11 protein-coding genes are annotated in these 11496 nt (G+C 63.6%); 4 read left to right on the top strand and 7 right to left on the bottom strand.

Annotation, left to right across the window (positions count from 1 at the left end; translation table 11 throughout):
• Positions 1-7: 7 nt before the first annotated feature.
• Positions 8-490 carry a flavin reductase family protein gene (locus tag NCN05_RS01660; RefSeq protein ID WP_115009275.1) on the bottom strand — a complete coding sequence of 161 codons (483 nt, stop codon included), beginning with the start codon at positions 488-490 and terminating at the stop codon, positions 8-10.
• Positions 491-559: 69 nt separating this feature from the next.
• Between NCN05_RS01660 and coaD the strand changes: the two genes are divergently transcribed.
• Positions 560-1051, top strand: coding sequence for a pantetheine-phosphate adenylyltransferase (coaD, locus tag NCN05_RS01655; protein ID WP_114989170.1), 492 nt, complete (start codon positions 560-562; stop codon positions 1049-1051).
• 1 nt (position 1052) lies between these two features.
• Entirely contained in the window at positions 1053-2072 is a 1020-nt protein-coding gene (locus tag NCN05_RS01650; protein ID WP_115162011.1) for a coiled-coil domain-containing protein, read from the top strand.
• Here the strand turns inward: NCN05_RS01650 and dacB are convergent.
• The 5 genes from dacB to dapF all read right to left on the bottom strand — a co-directional run bounded on the left by dacB (position 2017) and on the right by dapF (position 6884).
• Positions 2017-3324 (bottom strand): D-alanyl-D-alanine carboxypeptidase/D-alanyl-D-alanine endopeptidase, encoded by a 1308-nt coding sequence (dacB, locus tag NCN05_RS01645; RefSeq protein WP_250396721.1) that lies wholly within the window; start codon positions 3322-3324, stop codon positions 2017-2019. The genes NCN05_RS01650 and dacB overlap by 56 nt on opposite strands.
• On the bottom strand, positions 3321-3827 hold the full coding sequence (locus tag NCN05_RS01640) for a DUF4330 domain-containing protein (protein ID WP_250396720.1): 507 nt from the start codon (positions 3825-3827) through the stop codon (positions 3321-3323). Before NCN05_RS01640 ends, dacB begins: the two co-directional genes overlap by 4 nt.
• Before the next feature lie 62 nt (positions 3828-3889).
• Entirely contained in the window at positions 3890-4606 is a 717-nt protein-coding gene (locus NCN05_RS01635; protein WP_250396719.1) for a DUF1995 family protein, read from the bottom strand.
• 12 nt (positions 4607-4618) lie between these two features.
• Positions 4619-5791: a cysteine desulfurase family protein gene (locus NCN05_RS01630; protein WP_250396718.1), complete on the bottom strand. Its 1173-nt coding sequence runs from the start codon at positions 5789-5791 to the stop codon at positions 4619-4621.
• On the bottom strand, positions 5778-6884 hold the full coding sequence (dapF, locus tag NCN05_RS01625) for a diaminopimelate epimerase (RefSeq protein WP_250396717.1): 1107 nt from the start codon (positions 6882-6884) through the stop codon (positions 5778-5780). Before dapF ends, NCN05_RS01630 begins: the two co-directional genes overlap by 14 nt.
• Positions 6885-6911: 27 nt before the next feature.
• Between dapF and NCN05_RS01620 the strand changes: the two genes are divergently transcribed.
• Positions 6912-7133: an Hfq-related RNA-binding protein gene (locus NCN05_RS01620; RefSeq protein ID WP_250396716.1), complete on the top strand. Its 222-nt coding sequence runs from the start codon at positions 6912-6914 to the stop codon at positions 7131-7133.
• Positions 7134-7179: 46 nt separating this feature from the next.
• On the top strand, positions 7180-9789 hold the full coding sequence (leuS, locus tag NCN05_RS01615) for a leucine--tRNA ligase (protein WP_250396715.1): 2610 nt from the start codon (positions 7180-7182) through the stop codon (positions 9787-9789).
• A 12-nt stretch (positions 9790-9801) separates the two neighbouring features.
• Here leuS and NCN05_RS01610 read toward each other — a convergent pair whose 3' ends face one another.
• Positions 9802-11400, bottom strand: coding sequence for a glucose-6-phosphate isomerase (locus NCN05_RS01610; protein ID WP_250396714.1), 1599 nt, complete (start codon positions 11398-11400; stop codon positions 9802-9804).
• Positions 11401-11496: the final 96 nt, after the last annotated feature.

The raw sequence follows: 11496 nt of genomic DNA, 5'->3' as shown, positions 1-11496 counted from the left end.
GGCCAGCTCAGCCGCCGTAATTCCAGCCGGTGCTGGCCAGGTTCAGGGCCTCGCCATCGGCGATCAGGCGCGCCGTTTTCACTTCGCCCACAAAAACGGTGTGGTCACCATGCTTGATCGAGCCCACGAGTTCGCACTCCACACCACCGACGGCATCGGTGAGCAGGGGAAGACCAAGTTCGCCCTCCTCGAAGGGTGCCGCTTCAAAGCGACCACCGAGCGCCTTCTGGGGCTTGAAGAACACGGCTGCCAGATCTTTCTGATCGGCCCGCAGCACGTTGAGCGAGAACTTGCCGGTGGCCTCGATGATGGCGTGACTGCTGCTGTCAGCCCGAACACCCATCACCACCAAGGGCGGTTCGAACGATCCCTGGGTCACCCAGCTGGCCGTGAATCCGTTGACCTCATCACCGTTGCGAACGCCGCAGATAAAGAGCCCATGGGGGATCTTGCGAAGCAGGACCTTCTTGGCGTCGGCGTCGAGGCTCATGGCACGGATGCGTTGGTTGAAATCTAAACAGCGATCCACTGCATAGGATCCGCCCATCGCTGATTCCCGATGCGGGCGCTCTACCCCGGCAGTTTCGACCCTCTCACCAATGGTCATATGGACCTGATCGAGCGGGCGGTGAGCCTGTTTGGAGAGGTGGTTGTCGCGGTGCTCAGCAATCCGAGCAAACGACCCGCGTTCAGTGTCGAAGAGCGGATCGAACAGATCCGCACGGCGACACGCCACCTCTCCGGCGTTGAGGTGATCAGTTTCGATGGCCTCACCGTGAACTGTGCCGTCACCCACCGCGCCGACCTAATCCTGAGGGGCCTGCGAGCGATGAGTGACTTCGAATACGAACTGCAGATCGCCCACACCAACCGCTCCTTGGCAGACGATCTGGAAACGGTGTTCATGGCCACGACGGCCCGCCACAGCTTCCTCAGCAGCTCGGTAGTGAAGGAAGTGGCCCGCTTCGGTGGATCGATCGACCACATGGTTCCGCCAGAGGTGGCGAAGGACCTCAACAGGCTCTTTAATTCAACTTTCCATGCCAGCTGAGATGAACGACGTCCGGTTCTCCGTTCTCGATCAACTCGATCAGCTGGAGGAAGTTGTGCTGGAGGGCAGTCGGCTGCCCTTCACCGGCGGACGTCTGGTCAACGAAACGGATGCCGTCGAGCTGCTGGATGCCGTCCGCGATGAATTGCCGAAGGAGCTGGAGCGGGCCGCCAAACTGCTTGATCGCCGGGACGAGTTCATCAACACCGCCCGCAGGAACGCCGAGGAGATCGTTGAACAGGCCCAGCGTCAGCGCGAGCAGCTGGTGAACAACGCTGCCATCCGCCAGGAAGCGGAACGGCAGGTGAATGAGATGCGTGAGCAAGCACGCCAGCAGTGTGAGCAGTTGCTCCAGAAAACGCGTGAGCAGGGGGCGAAGTTGGAGCAGGAGATGCAAAGCAAACTGGCCCAGTTGGAACAGCAGTTCGCCTCACGCCGCCAGCAGCTGGAGCAGGAAGCACTGGAGCGTCGCCAGCAGCTGGATCAAGAAGCGATTGAGCTGAAGCGTCAACACGCTGAACGACTCGACGCCAGCCGCCAACAGGCGCAGCAGCAAATCCAACAGATCGAGGCCAACGCAGCGGAACTGAAGCGCCATCACGCTGAGCAGCACGAAGCCAACCGACAGCAGGCGCTGCAGGATCTGGAGACGATTCGCCGTGAAGCCCTGCGTCTGCAGAAGGAAGGCCGGGATGAGGCCGAGCGGATTCACAACGACGCGCTGCAGTTCCGCCAGCAGACCCAACAGCAGTGCGAGTCGCTGATCCAACGCAGCCGCCAGGAAGCAGCCGGCGTTCAGGACGGGGCCAACCGTTACGCCGAGCAGACACTGGGGGAGCTGGAGGTTCGCCTCAAGGAAATGGCCCAGGTGGTGATGGCCGGCCGTCAGGAGCTATCCAAGATTCAAACGATCCGCTCTGCGGCCCCTGGCGCCAACGCTGGCGACGACAGCAAAACCGTTCCGTTCAGTCGGGCTCAGCGGGCAGCGTCACGGCTGCGGTCCATGCGGGGCAACGGCTGATCCGCTGGCTGGCCAGCAGGATCTGGCCCATCACGGAGTTGGGTGCATAGGACCCGTTGGCAATCATGCTCACGTAACGCGGTCCATTGGTGGTTTCAAGAATGCCGGAGATCGAACGAACTCCGCTGAGGGTGCCGGTCTTTCCCCAGAAGCGACCCACAAGTGGTGTGCCCCAGAAGTAGTTGCGCAGCGTTCCCCTCTGGCCTGCAATCGCCATCGAAGCCTGGTAGTAAGCCGCCAGGGGGTGTTGTGCCATGCGCCACAGCAGCACAGACAGGGAACGGCTGGTGAGACGGTTGCCCCGTGAGAGTCCGCTGCCATCCCGCAAACGAAGTCCGGTCATCGGGATGCCCTGGGCTTGCAACCAGCGGGTGGTGGCGATGGACGCACGGTTCACATCCCAGACGTCCGCCGCCTCACGCATCAGCACCTCAGCGGTGAAATTGTGGCTCTCCGTGTTGGCCAGGCTGAGCAGGGCGTGCATCGGCGCGGAATCCTCGCTGTGCAGGACAACACTCGCTCGCCAGTTCCGAGCAAGGGCCGCCTCTCGGGTCCGCTGATCAACCATCTGCAGGCGGATCTGTCCCCCTTGCTGCTGCACGGTGGAGTTGAGGATCCGCTGCAGCCGTGCCGCTGGATCCATCACCGCCATGTGCAGGGCGTTGCTGGTGAGAGCAAGGCGGGTGATCGGTGCGCCGTAGGCGTAGGAGCGATCCGCAGGATCCCAATCGGCAGGCCACCAGAGTTGACGCGGTTCCTCCCGCACCATCAGCTGAACCGGCGCAGAGGCGAAGCTGGAGGTGCTGCTGGAGCCGCCCTGGCCGAGGGCCACCATGGCGAACTTTTGGATCTCGGCAATGCTGAGGTCGGGATCGCCCTCCCCCACGATCTCCAGTGATCCATCGGGATGACGCAACAGCTGCGTCTTCAGACGGAAGTCGGGGCCGAGGCGATCCAGGGCAAAGGCCGTGCTGACCAGTTTCTGATTCGATGCAGGAATCCGGGGGATCCCCCCGTTGAGATCAGCCAGCAGCTGCCCCCGTTGATCGAGAACGCTGACGCTCCAAAGCCGCTCTTCCGTGCCCACCGCTGATTCCAGGGCCTTCTGCAGGGCCGGGCACAGTGCACCGCCGCTGAGCATGGCCTGGCCCTGACGCTGCACCACCGGAGGTGGTGCCAACAGTGGAGGCGCTGCCCTAACGGGCAACTGGGGCGCCAGCACCAGCAGGGAGACCAGGGCAGAGCGAATCACAGAGGCATCACTCCGCTCACGACACCGTTCAAGCGGTAGAGGCGACCCTCCAGCTCAACGGGCACACCCACCTTGAGCTTGGTGCCACCAATCACAACACCGGAGGGTTTGATCTCAGCCTGGGCCTCCATCACAAACCGGGCATGGCGGGGTAGAGCCGTGGCGGGGGCATCGGCGAGCACCACCGAACCATCGGGCTGCACCGCCGTTAGGGAATTGGTGACGTCATCCACCGACACCAGGCTCACCCGTCCAGCCGGTTGATTGCGAATCACGATGTTGAGGGCTGCTTCCTCCCGCACTGAATTCAGCATCTGCTCGGGATCAGCGCTGTACAGCCGCACCACATCAACGCTCACCTGCACAGGTTTCACAGCACCGGTGGCCTTGGCGACCGCATTCGAGAGCTTGGGGGACCAGACAACCCCGGCCAGAGCGGCCAAGGCGACGACTCCAGCCACGGCATCGATGGGTGAAAGGGATCGAAGCCTGTTGAGCACCATCGAAGGGGAGCCTGGGCTTGAACCTTAAGGAGGGTCTGAGCCTGGATCAAGCCAGAGGCGGCTCAATTGCGCAGACCATCAAGAAAGCGGTCGACCCCGGACAGCTGTTGCTTGATGCTGACGGGATCTTCACCAGCCAGAAGCGCTGCTGTGGTGTCGGGATCCGGGCGTTCGGGGAGCACCTCCAGTTGCCGGTAACCATCGGGATCCTGGCGATAGAGACGCCAGTCATCGGGGAAGCAGCGCATCAACGCGCCTCCCTCCAGGGGCTGGAGCCAGTAGGCCTGCTGCCAGCTGGCCACGAAACCCTTTCGGCGCTCCCGGGCCACGCTGCCGATGCCGACGGCGGCGTCTTCGAGACGTCCATTCAGCATCAGAACCACTCCTGCGTGGTTCTCACACAAGGCCTGGAACTCCTCGTAATCCGCAGGGGAGGGGTTCACCGCAAGCAGAAGGCGGGTGTTGGGAACATCACTCTCCGCCCGTTTGAGCTGATTGAAATCAAGGATCACCTCCTTGAGGTCCTCCGCATCGCGCCGGGCCAGGGCGGCAGCACCGGCATCGGGCCAAACCATCAACAGGTCCTGACCGGCAGCGATCAGTGCTCGGGCCAGCCGCACCGCCACCGGAAGCAGGCGAAGCCCTTCAAAACGGAGGCTTGCGGACCAGCGTTGACCGTCGCCGGATCCAACGGCCGCCAGGGCGGCTTGCAGCATGGCCTCCTCGGCGGCGAGCAGATCCGCGGGGAGGGCGAGACAGGAAGCGTCGGATTGAGTCATCGCCAAAGCATGTCAGGAAAATGTCTCGAGCACGGATGCAAAACGGCCGGGAACGGCGTCGAGATCCTGATCCGACAACCAGGGGCCAAGGGTCAGCCGCAGGCCCGACTGACGTTCAGGCCCGGGAATGCCCATGGCCATGAGCACAGCACTGTCGGCACTGCTGCCACTGCTGCAGGCACTGCCGCTGCTGCAGGCCACCCCCGCCGCCGCCAGCCGTCGCACCAGATCGCGTCCGGGCAGCGGCTGTCCACCAACGGTTTTGGCCAACAGCGCGATGTGATGGGGCAGACGCTGATCGGGAGAAGGGCCGCAGAGCTGAAGCTGGGGTAGCTCCAGCAGGCGTTCGAGCAGTTGATCCCGTTGACGACGGATCTGGGTTGAGCTGCCCGGTGGAACGTGCTGGCTGACGGGGTCAAAGCTGGGGAGGGCCATCAGGGCTTCGGCCATGCCGCCCACCAACGCAACAGGTTCGGTACCGGAGCGCAGGCCGTGCTCCTGGCCACCGCCGCCCTGGAGCGGTGAAAGGTCCACACCGGGGGCCCGAATCAACAGGCCCACGCCCCGGGGGCCGCGGAACTTGTGGGCGGAGAGGGTCAGCAGATCAACCCCGAGCCGCTCGAAGGCGAAGCAACCCTGGGGCACAAGCTGGGTGGCATCGCTATGGATGACGATGCCGCGCTCGCGGCAGGCCCGAGCGATCGTGCTGATCGGTTGCAGTGCACCCACCTCGCCCTGGGCTGCAATCAGGGAAACCAATCGGGTTGGAGCGGACAACAACCGATCGAGCTGATCGAGCCTCAGTACGCCCTGCCCATCAACGGGCCATTCGGCAAGGCTCCAGCCCAGGGCTTCCAGCTGGTGCGCCGCAGCGACCACCGCCGGATGCTCCACCGCAGAGATCACCAACCGGCCCGGGACAAGACCGGCGGCACTGCCGAGCAAGGCAAGGTGCACGGATTCCGTCGCCCCTGAGGTGACGATCAACTGGTCAGGATTGACAGCAAAGCGCTCGGCGATGCTCCAGCGCGCTCGCTCCAGAGCTTCCGCTGCTACCAACCCAGCCCCATGGAGGCTGCTGGGGTTGGCCCAGGCCGTCTGCTGCAACTGCTGCATCACCGCGATCACCGCCGGCAGGGGCGGTGTCGTGGCAGCAGCATCCAGGTAGAGCTCAGGGGGTTCCACGCTCGAACCGCGCCTTGGTGCGCTGCTCCAGGGACTCACTGGCGAGATTGAGCATCGAGTCGAGGGACGTACTGCTGAGGAAAGCCTGCACCTTCTGCTGCGCCTCATCGCGGAGGCAGCGGTCGGGGCGCTGACACTGCTCAGCGCAATCCTTGGAGCAATCGAAGTCGGTTGCGGCCATCGGCGCAGGTGAAGCGGCAGGGGCTTCGCTGGTCGAAGCCATCGAGGATCCTGCCGGCACCAGATCGGGCGTCAGCACCCCGTCAAACACCGCTTCGGCGGGTCCCGTCATCAGCACGGAACCGGAGCGATCACGCCACTCAATCATCAGCGGACCGCCGGGCAGCACCACCTCGGCGCAGTCATCGGCGAGGCCCAGCAGCACCGCCGCCACCAGAGTGGCGCAGGCACCGGTGCCGCAGGCCAGGGTCGGGCCAGCCCCCCGTTCCCAGACCCGGATCTCCAGCCGCTCACGGCTGTGCACCTGGAGGAAATGAACGTTGGTCTTGGCCGGGAAGGCCGGATGGACCTCCAGGGCAGCACCCCAGGCATCAAAGGGAATGCTGGCCAGGTCGTCGACGGGCACCACCACATGGGGATTGCCCATGCCAACGGCCGCCACCTTCAGTTGTTCTCCCTCCAGCAGCAGCACCCCCTGCGGCAGGCCGTCTTCGGGCATCAGGGTTGTGGGGATGCCCTCGGAGGTGAGGAAAGGAGGACCCATGTCCACCCGCAACTGGCCATCGGCCATCAGTTCGGGGCGAATCATTCCCGCCAGGGTTTCGATGTCCCAGCGGCGGCCTGGGGCATCACCGTCGGTGTCGCCCAGGTAGCGGGCCAGGCAGCGAATGCCGTTGCCACACATTTCGGCCTCACTGCCATCGGCATTGAGAATCCGCATCCGCAGTTCTCCCTCCGCCTGAGGAGGCAGCGCCAGAATCAGGCCATCGCCACCAACGCCGAAGCGCCGATCACAGATGCGCCGCACCCAGGCGGGATCGGGATTGCTGATGGCATCGGGCAGTTGTCCCTGCCGGCCTTCAACGATCAGGAAGTCGTTGCCAAGTCCCTGATATTTGCTGAACTGCAGCATGCGTGGCCGGTATTGCCCCCGAATCCTATGGAGACATCTCCACTCGATCCAAGCCTTCCGGGGGTTCGGTTGCTGCAGAGCTGGATTCGTGAACAGCTCCCCCTCAGCATTGCTGTGATGGGACAGGAGCCCATCGAGGGGCGTCTGCTCTGGCAGGACCCAGAATTTCTGGCCATCGAACGGGCGGGTGCTAGCCGGCCCGTGCTGATCAACCGTCGGCAGATCAGCGTGATCCGCTCCCTCGGCTAAACACCAGGCATGTGGCACGATCGCAACCTTGCCGTGCGCTGGTTCCGTGAACGCTGCCAACCCTGCCGTCGACGCCAGTGCCCAGACCGGTCGTTATGACCCCACTGCGCTGGAGCAGCGCTGGCAGGAGAGTTGGAAGGCGGATGGGGTGGACACCACACAAGAAGGTGGTGAGAAGCCCGGATTCTTTGCCCTGTCGATGTTCCCGTACCCCTCGGGAAGCCTGCACATGGGCCATGTGCGCAACTACGTGATCACCGATGTGATCGCCCGGGTTCAACGCATGCGGGGCCATGCCGTGCTGCATCCGATGGGCTGGGATGCCTTCGGACTTCCCGCTGAAAACGCGGCAATCGAACGCAATGTGGACCCCGGCGAGTGGACCGACCGCAACATCGATCAGATGCGGGCGCAGCTGGATCGCCTGGGCCTTTCGATCGATTGGAGCCGAGAGCAGGCGACCTGCCACGGCGACTACTACCGCTGGACCCAGTGGCTGTTCCTTGAACTGCTCGAAGGGGGGCTGGCCTATCGCAAGAACGCCACCGTCAACTGGGATCCCGTCGACCAGACCGTGCTGGCCAATGAGCAGGTGGATGGTGACGGCCGCTCCTGGCGCTCCGGAGCTCTGGTGGAACAACGCCAGCTGAATCAGTGGTTCCTGCGGATCACCGACTACGCCGAGCCGCTGCTCAACGACCTGGACGCCCTCAAGGGCTGGCCGGAACGGGTGCGCACCATGCAGGCCAACTGGATCGGTCGCTCGGAAGGGGCGGAGATCAGCTTCAGCGTTGAGGGAGCACAGGATCAGACGATCACGGTGTTCACAACTCGGCCCGACACCCTCGCGGGGGCGAGCTACGTGGTGCTGGCACCGGAAAACGAGCTTGTGGACAGTCTCACCAGCGCTGATCAGAAGGACACGGTGGAGACCTTCCGCAAGGAGGTGGCTCGTCTGAGCACGATCGAACGCACCAGTGATGACAGGCCCAAACGGGGGGTGCCCATCGGCAGTCATGTGATCAACCCCCTGACGGGGGCGGTGCTGCCGGTGTGGATCGCCGACTACGTGCTGGCCGAGTACGGCACGGGCGCCGTGATGGGCGTACCGGCCCACGACCAACGCGACATCGCCTTTGCCCAGTCGAACGGTCTGCCGATCCAGCAGGTGATCGACGCCGAGGGAGCTGCTGAAGCCATCGCGGCCGGTCAGGCCTGGACGGATGCCGGAACACTGATCAACTCCGGCAGCTTCGATGGCACGGCCTCCAGCGAAGCCAAGGGCGCCATCACCGGCCACGGCGCCGAGAAGGGCTGGGCACGCAGCAAGGTCACCTATCGCCTGCGCGACTGGCTGATCTCACGCCAGCGCTACTGGGGCTGCCCCATTCCCGTCATCCACTGCGATGACTGCGGTGCTGTTCCGGTGCCCCGCGAGGACCTTCCGGTGGAGCTTCCCCGGGGCATTGATCTTTCTGGGAAGGGCGGTTCGCCCCTGAGCCAGCAGAGCGACTGGGTGAATGTGGCCTGCCCCTGCTGCGGCAAGCCGGCCAAGCGGGAAACAGACACCATGGACACCTTCATGTGTTCCTCCTGGTATTTCCTGCGCTTCGCCGATCCCCACAACACCGAGAAACCCTTCAGCAAGGAGGCGGTGAACCGCTGGTTGCCGGTGAAGCAATACGTGGGCGGCATCGAACACGCGATCCTGCACCTGCTCTATGCCCGTTTCTTCACCAAGGCGCTGAAGGATCGTGGCCTGATCGACATCAACGAACCGTTTGAACGGCTCCTCACCCAGGGCATGGTGCAGGGAATCACCTACCGCAATGCGACAACCGGCAAGTACATCGCTCCAGCGGACGTGGCAGATCCCGAAGACCCCCGAGACCCCAACACCGGCGACAAGCTTGAGGTGTTGTTCGAGAAGATGTCGAAGTCGAAGTACAACGGCGTTGACCCCGCGGCGGTTATCGACCGCTACGGCGCAGACACAGCCCGCATGTTCATCCTGTTCAAGGCTCCGCCGGAGAAGGATCTGGAGTGGGATGACGCCGATGTGGAGGGCCAGTTCCGCTTCCTGCAACGGCTTTGGCGCCTTGTTGAGGCAGGTACTGCCCGCATCGACTCACTCGAGCCGATGCAACGGCCGGCCGATCTGAGCGATTCCGACAGCGACGTACGTCGGGCGCTGCACCTGGCCATCGAAGCCGTCAGCGAGGACCTCAGCGACGAGATCCAACTGAACACGGCCATCTCCGAGCTGATGAAGCTCTCCAATGCCATCAGCTCCACCGGCATCGAGGCCCTCAGTGCACCTGTGTTGCAGGAAGCTCTTTCCGGACTGGTTCGCCTGCTGGCTCCGTTCGCGCCTCATCTGGCGGAGGAGTTCTGGAGCCGTCTGGGGGGAAGCGGCAGCGTGCACCGTCAAAGCTGGCCGGTTCTGGATCCAACGGCACTGGTGCAGGACAGCGTTGAAGTGGTCATCCAGGTGAAGGGCAAGGTGCGAGGCAAGCTGCAGGTTCCGGCTTCCGCAGACAAGGAAGAGCTGGAACGGCTCGCCCTGGCCAGTGATGTGGCCGAAAAATGGTTGGAGGGCGCAGCCCCCCGTCGGGTGATCGTGGTCCCCGGAAAACTGGTGAACCTGGTGCCCTGATCCCAGGCGGGATCAGCCTTTGCTGAAACGCATCGAGGCGGGCTGGCTCCAGTCGCCCTGGGCACTGAAGCCGCTCTGGTTGCCGGTGAGGTGACGCAGAATCCAAAAGATGGATTCATCGGTGCCATCCCCGAGGGCCAGGCGAATCTCATCGGCGGAGCGGGCCACACCGTCGGCCAGGATCGCTTCCACACGACCTTGAAGGTCGAGAATCGCTGCCGCTGCCTTCTTGCCGGCTTCCACGCCGGGCTGGTGGTAGGCGTTGATGTTCACCAGTTCGCCGTAGAGACCGACGGCACGCTCGAACAATGCGATCAAGGCACCGAGACGGCGTGCATCAAAGCGGCGCATGCTGATCGTCATGCTCTGGCGGCCACCCTCTGTAAGGGCTGAGCGGGTGCCCTGCAGGAAACCATCAAGGAAGTCGCCGGGGCATTCCCCGCCAAGCGTGGGGATGTCGCTCACGTCTTCGAGCACCTCGATGAAGGTGGCGAAGAAATTGTCGACACCGTCGCGCAGCTGCTGCACATAGGCGTGCTGGTCGGTGGAGCCTTTGTTGCCGTAAACAGCGATGCCTTGATGCACCACGTCACCGTTGCGATCCAGGCGCTTGCCCAGGGATTCCATCACCAGCTGCTGGAGGTAACGGCTGAACACCTCCAGACGATCGCGGTAGGGCAGAACAACCATGTCGCGCTGACCGCGACCACCACCGGCCACGAACCAGGAAGCGGCCATCAGGGCGGCTGGATTGCGGCGCAGATCCGCGGCGCGGGTGGCAGCATCCATCTGAGAGGCGCCGGTGAGGAAATCGCGGATGTCACAGCCAATCAAGGCACCGGGCAGCAGACCAACGGCACTGGTGATGCTGGTGCGCCCCCCCACCCAATCGAACATGTCGAAGCGCTTGAGCCAACCTTCCTTCTGGGCCTGCTGATCCAGCTTGCTGTCGAGCATCGTCACGGCAACGGCCTGGCCGGCCCACTGGCCCCCAGCTGCCTCGAGGCGATGGCGAGCCTGCTCCATGCCGAGGTGGGGTTCGGGCGTTCCCCCCGACTTGCTCACCGTCACCACCAGGGTGCGGTCGAGACGACCCTCCAACCCCGCCAAAACGTTGCTCATCCCATTGGGATCGACGTTGTCAAAGAAATGAAACGGAAGCCCCTCGCCCGGGTTTTGGAGCGCCTTGATCATCAAGGCCGGTCCCAGGCCACTGCCGCCGATGCCGATCCAGAGCACATCGGTGAAGGCTTCGCCGTTGGGGGCCTTGATCGTTCCGTTGATTACATCGCGCCCAAAGGCTGCGATCAGATCGATTTCCCTGGAGATGTGCTGTTGAAGCTCTGACGAGGGAGCGAGTTCAGGGGTGCGAAGCCAGTAATGCCCCACCTGGCGCTGCTCATCGGGATTGGCGATGGCGCCGGCTTCCAACTCCTGCATCGCCGCGAACGCCTTGTCCATTCGCGGCTGCAGCTGCTGCAGATCAGTGGCGTTCACATGCATCCGGCTGATGTCGAGCCAGACGCCCAGATCATCGTGATACCAGCTGAGATCGCAGAACCTCTGCCACTGAATATGAGCGTCGGAAGCGTTGAAATCCGGAAAGCTCATGCCGGGCGGACGGTGCAGTCCTGCCGAACGTATCCAGAATCTGACGGGATGCCCACGGAAAAGGACACCACAGCTAGTTTCATGTCATCTTCCGCT

The sequence above is a fragment of the Synechococcus sp. MU1651 genome (genome assembly GCF_023630635.1).
GTDB lineage: Bacteria > Cyanobacteriota > Cyanobacteriia > PCC-6307 > Cyanobiaceae > Parasynechococcus.
The sequence above is the reverse complement of the archived record's forward strand: the minus strand, read 5'-3'. Positions and strand labels throughout refer to the sequence as shown.

Excerpts from the sequence above, each read along its gene's own strand:
- NCN05_RS01660 (WP_115009275.1), bottom strand. The coding sequence starts at position 490 with ATGAGCCTCGACGCCGACGCCAAGAAGGTCCTGCTTCGCAAGATCCCC.
- coaD (WP_114989170.1), top strand. The coding sequence starts at position 560 with ATGCGGGCGCTCTACCCCGGCAGTTTCGACCCTCTCACCAATGGTCAT.
- NCN05_RS01650 (WP_115162011.1), top strand. The coding sequence starts at position 1,053 with ATGAACGACGTCCGGTTCTCCGTTCTCGATCAACTCGATCAGCTGGAG.
- NCN05_RS01640 (WP_250396720.1), bottom strand. The coding sequence starts at position 3,827 with ATGGTGCTCAACAGGCTTCGATCCCTTTCACCCATCGATGCCGTGGCT.
- NCN05_RS01635 (WP_250396719.1), bottom strand. The coding sequence starts at position 4,606 with ATGACTCAATCCGACGCTTCCTGTCTCGCCCTCCCCGCGGATCTGCTC.
- dapF (WP_250396717.1), bottom strand. The coding sequence starts at position 6,884 with ATGCTGCAGTTCAGCAAATATCAGGGACTTGGCAACGACTTCCTGATC.
- NCN05_RS01620 (WP_250396716.1), top strand. The coding sequence starts at position 6,912 with ATGGAGACATCTCCACTCGATCCAAGCCTTCCGGGGGTTCGGTTGCTG.
- NCN05_RS01610 (WP_250396714.1), bottom strand. The coding sequence starts at position 11,400 with ATGAGCTTTCCGGATTTCAACGCTTCCGACGCTCATATTCAGTGGCAG.